The sequence below is a fragment of the Streptomyces sp. NPDC049915 genome (assembly GCF_040656475.1).
Lineage (GTDB): Bacteria > Actinomycetota > Actinomycetes > Streptomycetales > Streptomycetaceae > Streptomyces.
Window position 1 is genome coordinate 1 of record NZ_JBFAMH010000034.1, and the last position, 18,312, is coordinate 18,312.

14 protein-coding genes and 1 other RNA gene are annotated in these 18,312 nt (G+C 72.9%); 3 read left to right on the forward strand and 12 right to left on the reverse strand.

Features of this window, described 5'->3' with window-relative positions:
* Positions 1–145: 145 nt before the first annotated feature.
* Positions 146–1,129 carry a PHB depolymerase family esterase gene (locus AB0J12_RS35010; RefSeq protein WP_363268700.1) on the reverse strand — a complete coding sequence of 328 codons (984 nt, stop codon included), beginning with the start codon at positions 1,127–1,129 and terminating at the stop codon, positions 146–148.
* A 182-nt stretch (positions 1,130–1,311) separates the two neighbouring features.
* Between AB0J12_RS35010 and AB0J12_RS35015 the strand changes: the two genes are divergently transcribed.
* The gene (locus tag AB0J12_RS35015) at positions 1,312–2,421 is read left to right on the forward strand and encodes a haloacid dehalogenase-like hydrolase (protein WP_363268702.1); all 1,110 of its coding nucleotides are present in this window, start codon (positions 1,312–1,314) and stop codon (positions 2,419–2,421) included.
* A 181-nt stretch (positions 2,422–2,602) separates the two neighbouring features.
* Here AB0J12_RS35015 and AB0J12_RS35020 read toward each other — a convergent pair whose 3' ends face one another.
* The 7 genes from AB0J12_RS35020 to ftsE form a co-directional block, all read right to left on the reverse strand.
* A complete protein-coding gene (locus tag AB0J12_RS35020; protein WP_363268704.1) occupies positions 2,603–3,484 on the reverse strand; it encodes a DUF4232 domain-containing protein in 882 nt (293 codons plus the stop codon).
* Positions 3,485–3,568: 84 nt separating this feature from the next.
* Positions 3,569–3,973: a tRNA (N6-threonylcarbamoyladenosine(37)-N6)-methyltransferase TrmO gene (gene tsaA, locus AB0J12_RS35025; RefSeq protein WP_363268705.1), complete on the reverse strand. Its 405-nt coding sequence runs from the start codon at positions 3,971–3,973 to the stop codon at positions 3,569–3,571.
* A 118-nt stretch (positions 3,974–4,091) separates the two neighbouring features.
* Positions 4,092–4,460: a transfer-messenger RNA gene (gene ssrA / locus AB0J12_RS35030) on the reverse strand.
* Between the two features lie 119 nt (positions 4,461–4,579).
* The gene (smpB, locus tag AB0J12_RS35035) at positions 4,580–5,059 is read right to left on the reverse strand and encodes an SsrA-binding protein SmpB (protein ID WP_363268706.1); all 480 of its coding nucleotides are present in this window, start codon (positions 5,057–5,059) and stop codon (positions 4,580–4,582) included.
* 65 nt (positions 5,060–5,124) lie between these two features.
* The gene (locus AB0J12_RS35040; RefSeq protein ID WP_363268707.1) at positions 5,125–6,297 is read right to left on the reverse strand and encodes a S41 family peptidase; all 1,173 of its coding nucleotides are present in this window, start codon (positions 6,295–6,297) and stop codon (positions 5,125–5,127) included.
* Positions 6,298–6,365: 68 nt separating this feature from the next.
* Positions 6,366–7,283, reverse strand: coding sequence for a permease-like cell division protein FtsX (gene ftsX / locus AB0J12_RS35045; protein ID WP_363268708.1), 918 nt, complete (start codon positions 7,281–7,283; stop codon positions 6,366–6,368).
* Positions 7,284–7,334: 51 nt separating this feature from the next.
* Positions 7,335–8,024, reverse strand: coding sequence for a cell division ATP-binding protein FtsE (ftsE, locus tag AB0J12_RS35050; protein ID WP_361622374.1), 690 nt, complete (start codon positions 8,022–8,024; stop codon positions 7,335–7,337).
* A gap of 228 nt (positions 8,025–8,252) precedes the next feature.
* On the opposite strand from ftsE, the gene AB0J12_RS35055 reads away from it, so the two are divergent.
* Positions 8,253–8,444: a hypothetical protein gene (locus tag AB0J12_RS35055; RefSeq protein WP_363268709.1), complete on the forward strand. Its 192-nt coding sequence runs from the start codon at positions 8,253–8,255 to the stop codon at positions 8,442–8,444.
* 108 nt (positions 8,445–8,552) lie between these two features.
* Here the strand turns inward: AB0J12_RS35055 and AB0J12_RS35060 are convergent, their stop codons facing one another.
* From AB0J12_RS35060 to AB0J12_RS35075, 4 genes are all read right to left on the reverse strand, one after another.
* Positions 8,553–9,491 (reverse strand): hypothetical protein, encoded by a 939-nt coding sequence (locus tag AB0J12_RS35060; RefSeq protein ID WP_363268710.1) that lies wholly within the window; start codon positions 9,489–9,491, stop codon positions 8,553–8,555.
* Between the two features lie 285 nt (positions 9,492–9,776).
* Positions 9,777–10,883 carry a peptide chain release factor 2 gene (gene prfB / locus AB0J12_RS35065; RefSeq protein ID WP_363268711.1) on the reverse strand — a complete coding sequence of 369 codons (1,107 nt, stop codon included), beginning with the start codon at positions 10,881–10,883 and terminating at the stop codon, positions 9,777–9,779.
* Between the two features lie 489 nt (positions 10,884–11,372).
* Positions 11,373–12,620, reverse strand: a complete 1,248-nt coding sequence (locus AB0J12_RS35070) for a serine/threonine-protein kinase (protein WP_363268713.1) — start codon at positions 12,618–12,620, stop codon at positions 11,373–11,375.
* Between the two features lie 118 nt (positions 12,621–12,738).
* Positions 12,739–14,451, reverse strand: coding sequence for a protein kinase (locus AB0J12_RS35075; protein ID WP_363268714.1), 1,713 nt, complete (start codon positions 14,449–14,451; stop codon positions 12,739–12,741).
* A gap of 340 nt (positions 14,452–14,791) precedes the next feature.
* Between AB0J12_RS35075 and AB0J12_RS35080 the strand changes: the two genes are divergently transcribed.
* Positions 14,792–18,262, forward strand: coding sequence for an FHA domain-containing protein (locus tag AB0J12_RS35080; protein ID WP_363268716.1), 3,471 nt, complete (start codon positions 14,792–14,794; stop codon positions 18,260–18,262).
* Positions 18,263–18,312: the final 50 nt, after the last annotated feature.

Consider the following 18,312-nt stretch of genomic DNA (forward strand, 5'->3'; position numbering starts at 1 on the left):
GGGGGGGGGGGGGGGGGGGGGGCCGGGGGGGTGGGTTCGCCCGCGGTGGTTTTTTCCCCCCCCCCGGCGTCGCGGGGTGATCCAAACGACAGGGCCTAGTGGCCGGGGTCCGGCCGGAGAGAGCTGTCGCTCTCGCTCCACGTGCTCAGCCGGCCGTCAGCCCCCAGGTGAGCGCGAGGCGGTAACCGGCGCACAGCTTGACGTCGAGCAGATACGCGCCGGCGCTCCCGCAGCCGGTGGCGGGGTCGACGGGCTGGCCGTGTCCCATGCCGGTGATGCTGTAGGTCTCGACGACGGCCCGTCCGGCGCCGTCCCGGTACACCCGGTGCGGATATCCGGCGACGGTGTCGGAGACGTCGGCGGCCTGGTCGGCGCCCTGCACATCGGTCCACTGCTCGACCAGGTCGGCCATGTTGACGGGCTTGACGGTGTAGTCGGCGGTGCCCTGGAAGACGGTGAGCGTGGGCCACGGCCCGCCGTACCCGGGCCGGGCGGCACGCACCCGGTCGCCCCACTGGCGCGGGGTCTGCGTGGCGCCGACGTACATGCAGACATACGGCGAACCGGCGGCCTGCGCGCACCCGTACGGCAGCCCCGCGACCACACCGCCACCGGCGAACTTCTCGGGGTAGGCCGCCATCATCACGGCGGTCATGCCACCGCCGGCGGACAGCCCGGTGACGTACACCCGCGCCGGGTCTCCCCCGGTGTCGGCGAGTTGCCGGTCGACCATCTGGGCGATGGACGCGGCCTCGCCCTGACCGCGCTGGATGTCGCCGGTCTGGAACCAGTCGAAGCAGCTTGAGGGGTTGTTGCCGCTCTGCTGCTGCGGCAGCACGACGGAGAAGCGGTACCGGTCGGCCAGTTGGAGCCACCCGCTGCCGGTGCCGTAGCCGGCGGCGTCCTGGGTGCATCCGTGCAGCGCGACGACGACGGGCCGCCCGGCGGGGAGTCCGTCGGGGTCGTAGCGGAACATGCGCAGGTTGCCGGGGTTGGAGCCGAAGCCGGTGACTTCCTGAAGGCCCGGCGCGGCGGCGGCCCGGCCGGGGGTGAGGGAGGTGAGGCCCAGGGCGACCAGCAAGGTCGCCAGGAGGGCGGCGATACGGTGTGCGGCTCTGGTCACAGTCATGGGCAGGGACGGTAAGAGCCGGGCCGCCGGGCCGACATGGGGCGGGCCACCACAATCGGGCGGCCGTCGTGTGGGTGTGTCGTACGTCTTGACAGGGACCCTCCGGCAACGATTCCCTTCGTTGCCCATAGGGCAAGGTATTGCGCGATACGAAACCCGAAGACCCGAAGAGAGGGGCCGACATGGCCGTCACCCGGCGTCGTCTGCTCAGTGCCGTATCGGTCGTGGGTGCGGTGACGGCCGTTCCGGTTCCGGCGCGGGCATCGGACGGGCCCGCGCCCGGCCACCGAGGCGGAGGACGGGCGCGGCTGACGCACTGGCCCGCGGAGCAGGCGCGCCGGCTCGAGCGGCTCATCGCCGAGCACGCCGGGCGCGACGCGTACGCCGTGTTCGACGCCGACAACACCATCTGGCGCCACGACCTCGAAGAGGCTCTGCTCCCCTACCTGGAGATGAAGGGCGCGCTGAGCCCGGAGTCGATCGACCCGTCACTGCGGCTCATTCCGTTCCGGGACGGCGAGAGCCTGTACTCGTACTACGTGCGGCTCTGCGAGATCGACGACAAGGTCGGCTACCCCTGGATCGCGCAGGTGTTCGCCGGTTTCAGCCTGCGGCAGCTCAAGACCTTCGTCGACGAACTCTTCGCCCGCACCGACCCCATCCCGGTCACGTACTACGACGGCGACACCCTCGTGCACGACACCGTCGACGCGCCGCGGATCTACCCCGGCCAGCGCGAACTCCTCAACGCGCTGCGGGAGCACGGGATCACGCCGTACGTCATGACCGCCGCGCACGAGGAGCTGGTGCGCATGGTCGTGTCCGACCCCCGCTACGGCCTCGGTGTCGAGCCGCAGAACGTCATCGGCGTCACGACGCTGCTGCGCGACCCCGCGACGGGTGAACTGACCACCGCCCGCAAGCAGATCGAGCAGGGGCACTTCCTGGACGCGGAGTACCCGGCGAGCCGGCACGCCGGCATGGTCGTGACGCCGTACCTGTGGACGCCGGCCACGTGGTACGTGGGCAAGCTCGCCGGCATCAAGGAGTACATCGACCCCTACCGGCGGCCCGCCCTCGTGGCCGGGGACTCCCCGTCGGACTGGTTCATGCTCTTCGACACCGATGTGCGCTCCGGGGGCCTGCGGCTGTGGGTCAACCGCAAGCAGAAGTACACCGACGCGCTGGAGACAGAGAAGGCCGGGCGCACCGACCAGCAGAAGGCAGCCGGCGTACCGGTGGACGCCGACCGGGGCTGGGTGGTCGTGAAGCCCGCTGAGATCGGCGGCTGACGGCGGACGCCGGGCCCGGGGGGCGTCTCGCTAGTGCTGTGACCGGAAAGCTCGCGGCGTCCGGTGCGGTGCATCGCAAGGCGGAGCATCGCCCGCGTACTGGATGTACTCGGGTGATGCGACAACGCGGCGAGGTGCCGTGCCGGGCGTCGCGAGCCGGTGGACCTTTCCGGTCACAGCACTAGGCGCCCGGATCCCGCTTCCACGGCCCCACGCCCAGCTTGCCCGTCGTGCCCAGGTCGAGTTCCGGGGTCACCGTGATCGGCTCGGCGCCCGGCTTCGCCCGTACACGGACGTACGGGGCGTTCACCGCCTCGCCGAAGCCGGTGGTGTTGCGCCAGGTCATGACGGCCGCCGCCCGCTGTCCGGGGGTCAGGGCGAGCGGCGCCGGGGCTCCGTCCGCGCCGGTGCCGGAGGCGATCTCGTCGCCGCCGTGCAGGACGCGGACCGTGTCCACCGGCTTGTGGTCCTCGTCGAGGAGCTGGAGCAGGGGGTAGCCGTCGAGGTGGTAGGTGCCGGTGCCGCAGTTCTCCAGGTGCAGCCCCACGACCCTCAGGCCCATCGCCGCGTCGCCCCGGTCGGCGTACACCCGCACCCCGGAGGGCGGACACGGGCCGCTCTGCGAGGGCGCCTCGGCGGAGGGGACGCTGCGCACCTTCAGGACCTTCGCGCCCGTCACATCGCCCGTCCCGTACGGCGGCCCGGCCGTACGGCGGACCGTCGCACCCGGGGCCACCCGCTCCACCGTCTGTGTCACGTCGGCGAGCGCGCCGGCGGAGCCCGCAAGGAAGCTGAGCGTGACCGTGTACGTCATCTCGGCACCGGTGCGGTTGGTGACCTCGTACGCGACCGTGGAACCGGTGCGACCGCAGGCACCGCCTCGGCCGGAGGCCGTGAGCGCGGTGATCCGCACCCCGTCCTTCTCCTCTGCCGCGCCGGTCGCCGGTGAGGGCGAGGGGCAGGGGGGTGCGCCGGCCGAACCGTCCGCCGTCCGGGTGCCGCACGACGAGAGCAGCAGGGCGGCGGCGAGGGCGGCCGGGGCGGCGAGGTGGGTGGTCCGCATCCGGTCACCCCATCAGGGCCCCGGCCGGGTGGCTGTGGCGGAAGCCACTGCTCCGGTCACAGGCGTGTCACAGACCGGCGTCCGTCACCGCTCCGGCGTCAGGACGGGTTTGATGTCCAGGATGGGGGTGCCGTCGATGGCCTCCAGGTTGCGCACATGGATGCGCGTGCCGGACACGGTGAGGACGCGGACGGTGTGCAGGCCGATCGGGTTGGGGCGGTCCGGCGAGCGGGTGGCGAAGACACCGGTGAGCGGCCGGGCGGCGTCGTCACGCGGCCGCACCATGAGCGTGTCGCGGTCGGCGCGGTCGAGCCAGGTCAGCAGCACGACGTCGGCGCCCTCGGTGAGACCGTCGAGCGCGGCGGCGTACCGCTCGTCGACGACGAGCCAGGCGTCGGGCGCTCCCTCGTCGGGCTGGCGGGGCGCCGCGGCCCGGTCCGTGAGCCGGGACTCGACGCGCCCGATCGGGCGCAGTGTGTATGCGGTCACGATGCTCGACCCCTTCCGTACCCGTACAGGTCTGCACAGGTACATGTACACATGACGAAGGCCCCGCCGCTCGAAGCGACGGGGCCTTCGCCCACATGGGGTGATCCCCGGAGGGACCTCGTGGAGATGGCGGGAATCGAACCCGCGTCCAACGGTGCGGAATCAGGGCTTCTCCGTGTGCAGTCCGCTGTGCTTTTCTCGGCCCCGGAGATCACGCGGACAAGTCTCCGACGGGCTCAGTCACTGTTTGATTTCCCTCTTCACCCCGTGACCGGGATCAAGGTTTAGTTCCCTAGCTGATGCCAGGATCCGGGTCGGGAACAGCCCCGGGCTGACACTTCGCAAGTCGCTACTTAGGCAGCGAGGGCGAAGGAATCGCGCTTGGTGTTGGCGATTATTTTTTTCGGCCTGTGGTTTACGAGATCATGGCCGCTTCCTCGACACGCTTCCCCTGCTTCGACAGCCGCTGTCGAAACCGATCATCCCCATGTTGATTTTTCAATGAGCACACCGGGCATCACGTCCGGTGCTACCTGCCATCGTACGTGACCAACGCCGGTGGATGCCAGCGTATTCCCCGGCCAGGGCCGACCCGCCGGACAGGCCCTACGCCCGCTCCTTGCGCCGTACCGCCGAGATCGCGCGCTCGGTCTCGCGGCGGTCCTGCTTCTCGCGCAGCGTCTGCCGCTTGTCGTACTCCTTCTTGCCCTTCGCCAGCGCGATCTCGATCTTGGCCCGGCCGTCCTTGAAGTACAGGGCGAGGGGCACGATCGTGTGACCCGTCTCCTGGGACTTCGACTCCAGCTTGGCGATCTCCTCGCGGTGCAGCAGCAGCTTGCGCTTGCGGCGGGCGCTGTGGTTGGTCCAGGTGCCCTGGCTGTACTCCGGGACGTGCACGTTGTGCAGCCACGCCTCGTGCTGGTCCAGCTGCACGAAGCCGTCGACCAGCGACGCCCGCCCCTGGCGCAGTGACTTCACCTCGGTCCCGGTGAGGACCAGACCGGCCTCGTAGGTGTCGATGATGAGGTAGTCGTGCCGCGCCTTCTTGTTCTGCGCGATCAGCTTGCGCCCTTTTTCCTTAGCCATAGTGCCCACCATTTTCGCACCACACCGGGGGTGCGCGGGAAGTGGATTAACCCGGCCCGCACGATCTACGTGGTGTCGCCCAGCCCGCTGAGCACCGTCCGGGCCCGCTTCAGCGCCTCGCCGTCGGCCTCCAGGTCCGGCGTGATGCCGGCGCCGTCGACGCCGCGGCCCGAGGGCGTGCGGTAGTGCCCGACGGTCAGCTCGGCCACGGAGCCGTCCGGCAGCCGGCTCGGCATCTGCACCGAGCCCTTGCCGAAGGTGCGCGACCCGACGACGACGGCGCGGCCGCGGTCCTTCAGGGCGCCGGTGAGCAGCTCGGCCGCGCTCATCGTCCCGCCGTCGACGACCGTGACCAGGGGCCTGGCCGTGTCGCCGCCGGGCGTGGCGTGCAGGACGCGCGGGGCGCCGTCCACGTCGTAGGTGGCGACCAAGCCGCCGTCGAGGAAGACGGACGCGGTGTCCACGGCCTCGGTGACCAGGCCGCCGGAGTTGCCGCGCAGGTCGAGCACGATCCCGGCGTCGGCCGGCGCCCGCCGTACCGCGGCGCGGACCTTGTCGCCGACGCCCTTGGTGAAGGAGGCGATCCTGATCACGGTGATGCCGCCGGGGAGCGTGTGGACCGTCACCGAGTTCGTCGACAGCCGGGCGCGGCGCAGGGTGAGCGTCCACGCACGCGTGCCGCGCTCCAGGCCGAGCCGGACCGGCGTACCGGCTCCGGCGTCGGTGGCGTCGCCGCGCAGCAACGAGACGACGTCGGTGACGGGGCGGCCGTCGACCGCGTGCCCGTCGATGCTGCGCAGCCGGTCGCCCGCGCGGATGCCGGCCTCTGCCGCCGGCGACCCGGCGCTGACCTTCGTCACCTCGATACGGCCGCCCCGCTCGCGCCGCGCCCACAGGCCGACGCCGGTGTAGCGGCCGTCGAGGGCCTCCTGGAACTCCTCGTACTCGCCCTGGGAGTAGACGGCGCCCCAGCGGTCACCGCTGCGGCTGACGGCCCGTTCGGCGGCCTCCGTCGGGGACTTGCCGTCGGCCATCGCCTCGGCGGCGGCCCGGGCGACCTCCTCGTGGCGCCCGCCGGGATCACCGGCCGTGCGGACCCTGTCCGCCGTGGTCACGCGGTCGGTGCCGGGCAGCGACCCGGTCGCGGCGCCGGCGGCGAGCACGCTCGCGAACACCAATGCCAGGGTGGCCCCGCGGCCGATGCGGCGGGGCTGACAGAACAGGTCACGACCTGACATGGCGGTGAGTCTAGGACAACGACGAAGGGCCGCAGGGGCTCTTGCCCCCGCGACCCTCTTGGCGTGCGTCACACCTTCAGATACTTGCGCAGCGCGAAGAACGCGGCCAACGCGGGCATCAGGAAGCTCGCGGCGAGGATGAGCGGCAGCTTGGTCAAGACCGCGTCCCAGCCGACGAAGTTGATGAGCGGCAGCTTCTGCGCCAGCGCCACTCCGTGATCGATGACGAAGTACTGGCCGAGGACCAGGAACGTACAGGCGACGGTGCCGCCGATCACCCCGGCGACGGCCGCCTCCATGATGAACGGCGCCTGGATGTAGAGGCCGGACGCGCCGACCAGCCGCATGATCCCGGTCTCCCGCCGGCGGCTGAACGCCGAGACGCGGACGGTGTTGACGATCAGCAGCAGCGCCACCGAGAGCATCACCAGCATCACGCCGCGCGCGCCGAGGTTGAGATAGCCGAGCAGCGTGAACAGGTTGTCCAGGATGCCCTTCTGGTCCTGCACCGACTGCACGCCGTCACGCCCGTTGAAGGCGGTCGCGATGACCTGGTACTTCTCCGGGTCCTTCAGCTTGATCCGGTACGACTCCTGCATCTGGTCCGGCGTCAGGGAGCTGGCCAGCGGGGAGTTTCCGAACTGCTCCTTGTAGTGCTTGTAGGCGTCGTCCTGCGACTCGTACACGACCTTGTCGACGACCGACATCTTCTTCAGGTCGTCGAGGATCTGCTTCTTCTGGTCCGCGGTCACCGCGCCCTTGGCACAGTTGGGGTCGGACTCGGCGTCGCTCTTGTTGCAGAGGAAGATCGAGACGTTGACCTTGTCGTACCAGAAGCCCTTCATCTGGCTCACCTGGTCGCTCATCAGGAGCGAGGCGCCGAACAGGGCGAGCGAGAGGGCGACGGAGACGATGACCGCGAGGGTCATCGTCAGGTTGCGGCGGAGACCCACACGGATCTCCGACAGGACGAACTGGGCGCGCATGGCGGCTGGTTATGCCTTTCCGTGGCTTGGATGCGGTCTCGTACGCGTCGGTCAGTGCTGGTAGCCGTAGACGCCGCGGGCCTGGTCTCGGACGAGGCGTCCCTTCTCCAGCTCGATGACGCGCTTGCGCATCTGGTCCACGATGTTCTGGTCGTGCGTCGCCATCACGACGGTCGTGCCGGTCCGGTTGATCCGGTCGAGCAGCTTCATGATGCCGACGGAGGTCTGCGGGTCGAGGTTGCCGGTGGGCTCGTCGGCGATCAGCAGCTTGGGCCGGTTGACGAACGCCCGCGCGATGGCGACGCGCTGCTGCTCACCACCGGACAGCTCGCCCGGCATGCGGTCCTCCTTGCCGCCGAGGCCGACCAGTTCCAGTACCTGCGGCACGGACTTGCGGATCTCGCCACGGGACTTGCCGATGACCTCCTGCGCGAAGGCGACGTTCTCGGCGACCGTCTTGTTCGGCAGCAGGCGGAAGTCCTGGAAGACGGTCCCCAGCTGGCGGCGCATCTGCGGCACCTTCCAGTTGGAGAGGCGCGCGAGGTCCTTGCCGAGGACGTGCACCTGTCCGTGGCTGCACCGCTCCTCGCGGAGGATCAGCCGCAGGAAGGTGGACTTTCCGGAGCCGGAGGACCCCACGAGGAACACGAACTCGCCCTTCTCGACCTCCAGGGAGACATCCCTGAGGGCGGGGCGGGTCTGCTTGGGGTAGACCTTGGAGACGTTGTCGAATCGGATCACGGATGCACCACGGGTCGCCGGGGGTAGATGAGCGTGACCATACGCGAAGCGAGTGTGGCGGCGCAGTCACCGGTAACGCTTGAGCGCGGCTTGTCCGTTTTTGTGCGGAACATTGCAACGCGGCGTCCCCGGCGCACCCTCCGCGGGAACCTGGCACAGTGGTAGGGGAACGTTCGCGTTTCCGTATGCGTTGTACGGGACAGAAACCGGTTCAAGGAGGGCGAGCGCATGACGTACGACCGGCTGGTGTGCGCGAGCTGCGCGGCGCCCGTGAGCGAGGGCCGGTGCCCCGTGTGCCGTGCGAACCGCCAGCGGCTGCAGCAGGAGAACTTCTTCGCCGGGCTCAACCCCGTGGCGCTGATCGCACTGCTGGCCGCGCTGATCGCGGCGGTGGCGCTGCTGGCGCACCAGACCGTGTAGCAGGCGGTCACCGAACGCCAGGACGACGACTGAGGGCCCGGAGCTGGATGCTCCGGGCCCTTCGTCGTGCGTGTACGGCCGGCTGCGTTACCGCCGGTGCCGGTGCCGCTACCGACAGGCTGCGGCAGCGCCGCGGCCCGCGGCGAGACGCGGCAGGACGCGGAAGCCGATACCGCCGGCGATCATCGTGGCGGCGCCGATGACCAGGAACGCGGTCTGACCGGCACCGGTCTCGGCGAGCTGGCCGCCCTTGCCCTGGGCGGAGGCGGCGGAACCGCCGGTGGAGGAGGTGGCCTCACCGGTGTCGGTCAGGGCCGAGGAGCCCTCTTCCTGGGTGGAGCTGCCACCGTTGGGGTCGGTGTGGTCGCCACCGGTGGTGGAGCCGCCGGTGGTGGAGCCACCGCCCGTGGAACCGCCGGTGGTGGAGCCACCGCCCGTGGAACCGCCGGTGGTGGAACCGCCGGTGGTGGTGGAGCCGCCGCCGGTGGTGGAGCCGCCGCCGGTGGTGGAGCCGCCGGAAGCGCTGCCACCGCCGCTGCCGGACCCACCGGAGTTGCCGGAGCCGCCGTCGGAGGAGCCACCGCTGTTGGCGCCGCCGTTGGAGGAGCCACCGCCGTCGGTCGTGCCACCGTCGGTCGTGCCGCCATCGGTGGTGCCGCCATCGGTCGTGCCACCGTCGGTCGTGCCGCCGTCCGTCGCACCACCGTCGGTCGTGCCACCGTCCGTGGTCCCACCGTCCGTGGTGCCACCATCGGTGGTGCCACCGTCGGTCGTGCCACCGTCCGTGGTGCCACCGTCCGTGGTGCCACCATCGGTGGTGCCGCCATCGGTCGTGCCACCATCGCCGCCGCCGATGACGCCGCCGATGACGCCGCCGTCGGTGGTGCCACCGTCCGTCGACCCGCCGTCCGAGCCGGTGCCTGCGACGTTGACGCCGATGTTGAGTTCGAGTGCGGAGGCGGCGCCCGCCGCCGTCAGGGACGCACCGGCCGCGATCACGGCGCCGGCGGCTATCCGCGCGACGCGGATCCGCGTCTTCTTGGTCATGTGGTTGCTACCCCCAGTAGCTGATCGTCAGTGAGGCGGCGCTCGGGACGGTGATCGACGGAGGAGGCAGCACGTTTGCTCACGTTCCCCCGGTTCACATGCGCCCCAGAAATACGCATGCCGCGCCCAACCCTTCCCATTTTTCAAAGCAACGTCAAGGCCGTTGCGGGCGCGATGTCCGAATAAGGGGATCTTTGCAGTGAGTTGGCGAGTGTGAGCGTGCTGTAAAAGCTGGACAAACGACAACCGCCCCTACGCGAGGGGCGGTTGTCTTTGTCGATAAACTTACTTCTCCTGCTGCTTGCGCCAGCGAATTCCGGCCTCGAGGAAGCCGTCGATCTCGCCGTTGAAGACGGCCTCGGGGTTGCCGACCTCGTGCTCGGTCCGCAGGTCCTTCACCATCTGGTACGGGTGCAGGACGTACGAACGCATCTGGTTGCCCCAGGAGTTTCCGCCGTCGCCCTTGAGGGCGTCCATCTTGGCCTGCTCCTCCTGACGGCGCCGCTCGAGCAGCTTGGCCTGGAGGACGTTCATCGCGGTGGCCTTGTTCTGGATCTGCGAGCGCTCGTTCTGGCAGGAGACCACGATGCCGGTCGGCAGGTGCGTGATGCGCACCGCGGAGTCGGTGGTGTTGACGCCCTGGCCGCCGGGGCCGGAGGACCGGTACACGTCGATGCGCAGCTCGGACTCGTCGATGTCGACGTGGTCGGACTGCTCGACGACGGGGAGCACCTCGACACCCGCGAAGGAGGTCTGGCGGCGGCCCTGGTTGTCGAAGGGCGAGATGCGCACGAGGCGGTGCGTGCCCTGCTCGACGGAGAGGGTGCCGTAGGCGTACGGGACGTGCACCGCGAAGGTGGTCGACTTGATGCCGGCCTCTTCGGCGTACGACGTCTCGATGAGCTCGGTCTTGTAGCCCTTCTGCTCCGCCCACCGCAGGTACATCCGCTGCAGCTTCTCCGCGAAGTCGGCGGCGTCGACGCCGCCCGCCTCGGCGCGGATGTTGACGAGCGCCTCGCGGGAGTCGTACTCGCCGCTGAGCAGCGTGCGGACCTCCATCTCGTCCAGCGACTTCTTGACGGACACGAGCTCGGACTCGGCCTCGGCGCGGGTGTCCGGGTCGTCCTCCTCCTCGGCCATCTCGAAGAGCACGGCGAGATCGTCGATCCGCGAGCGCAGGGCCTCGGCCTTCCGCACCTCGGCCTGGAGGTGGGAGAGCTTGCTGGTGATCTTCTGCGCCTCGTCCGGGTTGTCCCACAGGGACGGCGCGGCCGCCTGCTCCTCGAGCACGGCGATGTCTGCCCTCAGCTTGTCGAGGTCCAGGACGGCCTCGATCGACTCCATGGTCGAGGAGAGGGACTTCAGCTCTTCGGATACATCGACGACTGCCACGCCTCCAGCGTAACGGCTCCACCGTCCGACCTACGCCGGTCGACCACCCCGGCCCACGAGGGACGACCGTCACCGCCGGTCAGAGCGCCTTACGGGTGCGGGGCGAAGGGGCCGGGGGGTAGAAGGGTCCGGGGCGGAGCCCCCGGCTGGGGCGGGACACCGCGCCGGGACCGGGGCAGATCGCTGCCCGGGTCGGGGCAAAGCCCCTGGCATGGGCCGGGCCGCCACACCGGGGCCCGGGACGGAGCCCCACCGGGTACCGGGCAGACCCGCACCGGGGAGCGGGACGGAGCCCCGCCGGGGTCCGGGGCGGAGCCCCGTGGGGGTGGCTCTTGTGCAAGAGAGTCGGGTGGGTGGGTGGGAAACGCCCTGGGGTTCAGGGGCGGAGCCCCGGGCGGGGTCCGGGGCTCCGTCCCGGGGCGGTCACAGCGGCGCACGGGCCGGGGGCAGCCCAGGTCACGGCGGCGCGCCGGCCGGGGGCGGATGAGGTCACGGCGTCACCGGCGCCGAGTTCTTCGTGTCCGGCGACGAGGTGCCGTCGTCGTCGGAGACGGCCGCCCACGCCCCGACACCCACCGCGGCAGCGACCAGCACCCCCACCACACCCAACGTCACCCGGCGCCGCCGTACCGCCGTCGCGCGGTTGCGGGCGGAACCGGGGCGGGGGGCGCCCGCGGCACGGGGCGCGCGGGCCGTGCCCAGGGCGCCGCCGGCCAGTTCGTCGGGGCCCGGCACCCTCATCGACGTATGCGTGTCCCGGTTCGAGTCCGGCGCCGCGCCCCGGACCAGGGGGACGGCCCCGCGGCGAGTCCGGACGGCGGCCCCTTCCGGCTCCGCCGTACCGTCGCCGTCCTCGGTCTCCTCGTCGCCCTCCGCGTCCGCGTCCGGCTCGTCGACGTCCAGCGGCGGCAGGCCGGCCAGTATCGGCAGCTGCTCCCGCAGCCGTACCGCCAGCTCGGAGGCGCGCAGGCGGGACGCCGGGGCCTTGGCCAGGCACTGGACGAGCAGCTGCCACAGCTCCTCCGGGATGCCGGGCAGCGGCACCACCGTCTCGGTGACATGGCGCCGCAGCACCGCCCCCGGATGCCCGCCGCCGAACGGCGTGAAGCCCGCCAGCAGCTCGTACAGGACCGTCGCGAGCGCGTAGATGTCCACCGCCGCCCGCGGCGGCAGTCCCTCCACGATCTCGGGGGCGAGATAGTCCGGCGTACCGATGATCTTCGTGGCGCGGGTCCGCTTCGGGGTGTCGATCAGCTTCGCGATCCCGAAGTCCGTCAGCAGGGCCCGGTGCGAGCCGCCGGGGCCGAGCGGGCCCTGCATGTCGAGCAGCACGTTCTCCGGCTTGACGTCCCGGTGGACGACCCCCGCCGCGTGCGCGGCGGCGAGCCCCTCGGCGACGTCCGCCACGATCGACACGGCCGCCGCCGGCGCGAGGCGCCGCTCGCGCTCCAGCCGCGTCCGCAGGTCCGTGCCGCGCACGAGGTCCATGACCAGCGCGAGATCGTTGCCGTCGACGACGAGGTCCCGCACCGACACCACGTTCGGGTGCTCCAGGCCGAGCAGCGCCGTGCGCTCCTGCACGAAGCGGCCCACGAGCTCCTCGTCGGACGCGAGGTCCTCACGCAGCAGCTTGATGGCGACGGGCCCGTCGGGGCCCTCGCCCAGCCACACCGTTCCGGCGCTGCCCCGGCCGAGGATCTGGTGGGCGGTGTACCGGCTGCCGATCTTCCGTGCCAAGACTGCTCCTACAGACGCGTGTTGTCGCTAAAACTACGCGTCCGAGGAGCCGGCGTTCACCGCGGAGACGGAAATCACCCGTCCGTTGTCGACAAATCCCCAGACTCGTGCCGACGGGTCAGCTGCCGCTGCCACCGGACGGACCGCCGGAGGAACCGCCCAGATCGCCGATCCAGCCGGTCACGGTGTCGTACCAGTGCTTCAGCTCGCCCCAGTAGGTCCGACCGGTCCCGATCCAGTCCTGCAGCGGGGTGAATTCCCAGATCATCCACCCGGCGACGAAGAGGATGACGATCACGAACAGGCACCCCTTCAGGCAGCCGAGCCCGGGGATCTTCATCGGGTTGGCGCTGCGCTGGCGCGCCGGCCGAGGCTCGCGCACCGGCCGCTGCGGCTGCTGGGGCGGGGTCGGCGGGGCGTACTGCTGCGGCTGCTGGCCCTGCGGGTAGCCGTAACCCTGCTGGTAGCGCGGCTGACGGCCCTGCGGGGCGTACTGCTGCTGCGGGCGCGGCGCCGGCTGCTGGGGCCGGGCGACCTGCCGCTGGGGGCGGCGGCGCAGCGGGTCGTCGTTCGGGTCGAGGTACTGGATCTGCGTCTGCTCGTTGCGGTCGCGGGCGGCGCGCAGCTGGGTCTGCCAGGGGTGCGGCTGGTCCGGGCCCTGCTGGCCGTACTGCCCCGGTCCCTGCTGCCCCTGCTGTCCGGGCTGGTGCGGCGGGACAGGCGGCAGGACGGCCGTCGGGTCTGCCGCTCCGGCGCCCGGGCCGGTGTTCGGCAGGACGGCGGTGGGGTCGGCGGCGCCGGCCGGGCCGGCGGTGTGCGGCAGGACGCTGGTCGCGCCGTTCGGGTCGTACGCCCCGGCGCCGTGCGGCAGCACCTGCGTGGGGTCGGCGGCCCTGGGCACGCCCGGTACGGCGGTGGGCGCGGGGTCGGGAGCGAGCAGGGCGCCGACGCCCTCGGCGGCGGCGATCTGCGCGGAGCTCGCGTGCACGCCGACGCCCTCGGCGACGACCCGCAGTGCGCGGGCGAGGTTGACGGCGCTGGGCCGCTCGTCGGGGTTCTTGCGCAGGCAGCGCTCGATGACCGTCCACAGCGGGTCGGGGACAGTGGAGGGGCGGCGCGGCTCGGCGCTCAGGTGCTGGTGGAGGACCTCCAGCGCGCTGGAGCCGGAGAACGGCGGGCGTCCGGTGACCAGCTCGTACAGCAGGATGCCGGCGCCGTAGATGTCGACGGCGGAGGTCTGCGGGCGTCCCTCGGCGGACTCGGGGGCGACGTACGCGGGCGTGCCGACGAACTCGTGGGTGCGGGTGAGGCCGGGCGAGTCGGCCAGACGGGCGATGCCGAAGTCGGTCAGCATCGGGTGCATCTGGTCGCCGTCCTGCTTGAGCAGGACGTTCGCGGGCTTCAGGTCGCGGTGGACGACGCCGTCGGCGTGGCTGGCGGCGAGCGCGTCGGCGATCTGCGCGGTGAGCAGGGCGGCGGCGACGGGTGTGAGGGGGCCGTTCTCGCGCAGGTAGCGGTGCAGGTCGGGGCCCTCGACGAGGTCCATGACGAGCGCCAGCAGATCGCCCTCGACGACCAGGTCGCGCACCCGGACGATGTTCGGGTGGGTCAGCCGGAGCAGAACGGATCGCTCCCGCAGGAACCGCATCACGACATCGGCGTCGTTCGCCAGCTCCTCCTTGAGGACCTTGATGGCGACGGTCTCGCCGGGCTGGCCCGCCACGGCCGCCTCGGCGCCCGCGGTCTGACGCTGGCTGGCTCGCCAGACGGTGCCCGTGGCGCCGCGTCCGAGCGGCTCCTCGAGCAGGTACTTGCTGCCGACTGGCCGCACGTCACGCGCTCCCTGCTGCTTGCCTTGCCTACGTTCCGACCCACTGTAGTGCCGCGGTGCCGGGCACCGGCGGAGTCGGAGATCCGTACCTCTTGCGTACGAAAGACGCACGAGGTGGTCTCACAGGTTGCCGAAAGCGGACGTGACCGATCTCAAGCGGTCGCCGCTGCCGCCCCGGTCCAGCACTTTTGCGGGCAGAGCCGACCAATCAAGATCACTTGTTCCGGACGCGTGGGCGTGTTGTCAGTGGCAGGTGCGAGGATGCCTGCAAGCAACTGGCCGTCGTGCTCGTGTGGGGTGGGGGGAGTCCGCGCCCGCGCAGAAGGGACCGCTGACGCCGATGCAGATCCGGCTGACCGTCGTAGATCCGCAGGCCCCGCACCCCGGGGCGCGCGGCCGCGCCGCGAGCTGCGACGTGCTGGTGACGGCCCCCGCGGGCACGGCGCTGGCCGCGGTGGCGTCGGCGCTCGCCGGGGCGGTCCAGGCCGGTGACGGCCCGGTGGTGCTGTACGCGGGCGCCGACCGGCTCGACGCGCAGCGCTGCACGCTGGGCGAGCCCCCGCTCACCGACGGCGCCGTGCTCTCCCTGGGCGCGCCCGCCGACCCCGAACCCCACCCCGAGCTGGACGACGCCCCGGCGCAGCTGCAGGTCGTCGCCGGCCCCGACGCGGGCGGCGTCCATCTGCTGCACGGCGGCGAGGTTCGGGTGGGCCGCTCCGCCGACGCCGACGTCCCGCTCGACGACCCGGACGTCTCCCGGCTGCACTGCGCGGTGACCCTGTCCGCCGACGGCCGCGTCACGGTCGCCGACCTGAACTCCACCAACGGCACCACGCTGGACGGCACGCGCGTGGGCGAGCGCGCGGTGCGCTTCGCGCCGGGCCCCCTGCTCCGCATCGGCGAGTCGGCCCTGCGGCTGGCTCCGCCCGGCGGCCCGGGCACGCGCGTGCCGACCGCGCCGGACGGCGAGGGGCATGTGCGCGTGCGCGCGGCGGGGGGCGGGCAGCCGCCCGGTCCTCACCCGCACACGGGCGGCCCCCGCCCGCCCGTCCTCACGGAACCCGCGACGGTGCCGGGCCAGGGCGGCGCACCCCGTGCCGAGAGCTACGGCAGCGCTGCGGCAGCCCACGCCGGCCCTTCCCGTACGACGGTCACGGGTCCACCGGTCTCCGGTACGCCGGTTCCGCGCGCCCCCCTGCCCGCCCCGGCCGACCACCCTCGCGCCCTGGACACCCATGGCGGCGGGGTCCCGTTCGGCGCGCTCACCGACACCCAGGAGCCCGCGCCCGCGCCTTCGCACCCGCATGCCCACACCGAGGGCGTCGACGCCGACGGCGACGGCCGCAGGGGCGGCGGGCGGCGGCGCGGCGGGCTCTCGGCGTGGGCCCGCAGGCTGACCGGCGGACGCGGCGAGCCGGAGGGGGCGCCGGTGCCGGTGGAGGCCGACGGGTCGGCCTACGCCGAGCCGGACGGCGAGCGCCCCGCCCCGGTGCCACCCGTGACGGCCGACATCGCGAGCGCTCGTGCGGAGACGTGGCCGGACCCGGCGGCGCTGCTGCTCACCGCGCTCGGTCCCGGCCCCCGGCTGTGGGAGCGCGGCCCGGGCCACCCGGAGGCGCTCGCCGTCCGGCTGGGCACGGCCGACCGCACCACGCCCGACGGTTCCGCCCTGCTGCCCGCCGTCCCCGTGACCGCCGGTCTGCGCGAGGCCGGGGCGCTGGGGCTGGCCGGGCCGCGCCCGCGGTTGTCCGGGCTGGCCCGCGCGGTGGTCGCCCAGCTCGCCGCGCTGCACTCCCCGGACCTGCTGGAGATCGTGCTGATCAGCGTCGACCGCGCGCGCACGCTCGAGGAGCGCACCGCGGAGTGGGGATGGCTCGGCTGGCTGCCCCATGTCCGGCCCGGGCACGGCCAGGACTGCCGCCTGCTGCTCGCCTACGACCGCGAGCAGGCCGCCGCCCGCACCGACGAACTGCTGCGCCGTCTGGCGGACCACCTCGCCGACCAGCCACCGTCCCGGCCGGGCGCCGGGCCCGCCGTATCGGTGACGCCGGACGCTCCGGGGGGCCTTCAGACACTTCCGCGACGCCCCTCCTGGGCCCGCCCCGACGACGACGCCCCGGAAGACGCCCGGGAAGGCGCCCGGGACGACGGCGCCCAGGGCGGGACGACCGCCTTCCCCGGTCCGTACACCGTGGTCGTCGTGGACGGCGATCCGGGCGGGGCCGGGCTGCGGGAGACGGTGGCGCGGCTCGCGCTGGAGGGCCCGCGCGCGGGCATCCACGTCGTGTGCCTGGCCGAGACGGCCCCGGCCTCCCCCGCCTCCCCGGTGACCGACACGTACGAGGCGGCCTGCGCGGTCGCGCCGACGTTCCGTCAGTGCGGTGCCGTCGCCCTGCTCAGCGGTGACGTGGCGAGCGCGCTGCGCCTGCTGCGGGTGGCGCCCGCACCGCACCCGGCGCCCGTCGGGCACGGCACGGTCGCGGTGGTGGACGCGGTCTCCACGGCCTGGGCCGAGCGGTTCGCGCGGGCGCTGGCGCCGCTGCGGCCGGACGGGTCCGGGGAGAAGCACGCCCGCGTGTCGGCTCCGCTGCCGTCGTCGGCGCGGCTGCTGGACGAGCTGGGTCTGGCCCGCGCCACGCCGACGTCGCTGATGGCGCGGTGGGCGGACGCGGCCGACGACGCCGAGGCGCTCGGCGGGCGGGCGTGGGCGGTGCTGGGAGCGGGCCCGCGCGGCCCGGTCACCGTGGATCTGGTCGCCGAGGGCCCGCATCTGGTCGTCGAGGGCCCGCCCGGCAGCGGCCGCACCGAGCTGCTGCGGGCCCTGGTCGCCTCGCTGGCGGCGGCCGAGCGGCCCGACCGGCTCGGCATCGTGCTGATGGACGGCCGGGACCGGGTGGCCGGCGCGGGCGGCGACGGCCTGCACGTGTGCCGGGACGTGCCGCACGTCACGACCCACCTGACCGCCAACGACCCGGTGCTGATGCGGGAGTTCGCGCAGTCGCTGAGCGCGGAGCTGAAGCGGCGGGCCGAGTTGCTGGGCCGCTCGGACTTCGCCGAGTGGCACCGGCACCGCGAGGTCTCCGGCCGTCTGTTCGCCCAGCGCACCGCACCGGGCGCCCGCACCGCGCAGGGCCTCGCGGGCACCACGAACCCCACCGGCGGCTCCCCCGGCACCCCTGACGGGACGCCCGGCACGCCGACCGGCACGCCCGGCGCCGCCGACCTCGACGCCCCGTCCAGCGCCACCCTGCGGCTGCGCCCGTCCGCCGCCGCCCGCCGGCCGACGGAAGCCGCTCCCCCGCTTCCCCGCCTCGTGGTGGTCGTCGACGACCTGGACGCCCTGGTCTCGCCCCCGCTGGGCGCGCCGGGCAGGCCCGCCGCCGGTTCGGTGATGCGGGCGCTGGAGGCTGTGGCCCGGGAGGGCGAGCGGCTCGGCGTGCACCTGGTGGCGGCGTCCCACCCCGGGGGCCGTACGGCGGAGTCGGAGCCGGTGCGGGGGGCGGCGCTGCGGATCGTGCTGGAGGCGCCCCAGGCCGGACCGGACGCCCCGTCACCCGGCCGGGGCCGGCTGGCCGGGGCGCGCGGGCGGACCACGACGTTCCAAACCGGGCGCGTCACGGGCCGCATCCCGCGGACGGCGACGCTGCGCCCCACGGTCGTCCCGCTGGAGTGGCACCGGATGGGCGACCCGCCGGCCCGCCGCCCGGTGCGCGAGCTGGGCAACGGCCCGACGGACCTGGCGCTGCTCGCCAGTGCGTTGCAGAGAGCGGCGAAGGAGGTGTCGGCGGCGCAGGTCCCGTCACTCCTTTAGCCCACGCGCACGGCGCGGCCGAAGAAACACGGGGCCGGAGGGCGAGGGTT

Coding starts and splice junctions, on each gene's coding strand:
- AB0J12_RS35020 (WP_363268704.1), bottom strand. CDS start 3,484: ATGCGGACCACCCACCTCGCCGCCCCGGCCGCCCTCGCCGCCGCCCTG.
- AB0J12_RS35010 (WP_363268700.1), bottom strand. CDS start 1,129: ATGACTGTGACCAGAGCCGCACACCGTATCGCCGCCCTCCTGGCGACC.
- AB0J12_RS35015 (WP_363268702.1), top strand. CDS start 1,312: ATGGCCGTCACCCGGCGTCGTCTGCTCAGTGCCGTATCGGTCGTGGGT.
- AB0J12_RS35060 (WP_363268710.1), bottom strand. CDS start 9,491: ATGACCAAGAAGACGCGGATCCGCGTCGCGCGGATAGCCGCCGGCGCC.
- AB0J12_RS35055 (WP_363268709.1), top strand. CDS start 8,253: ATGACGTACGACCGGCTGGTGTGCGCGAGCTGCGCGGCGCCCGTGAGC.
- ftsX (WP_363268708.1), bottom strand. CDS start 7,283: ATGCGCGCCCAGTTCGTCCTGTCGGAGATCCGTGTGGGTCTCCGCCGC.
- smpB (WP_363268706.1), bottom strand. CDS start 5,059: ATGGCTAAGGAAAAAGGGCGCAAGCTGATCGCGCAGAACAAGAAGGCG.
- AB0J12_RS35040 (WP_363268707.1), bottom strand. CDS start 6,297: ATGTCAGGTCGTGACCTGTTCTGTCAGCCCCGCCGCATCGGCCGCGGG.
- AB0J12_RS35080 (WP_363268716.1), top strand. CDS start 14,792: ATGCAGATCCGGCTGACCGTCGTAGATCCGCAGGCCCCGCACCCCGGG.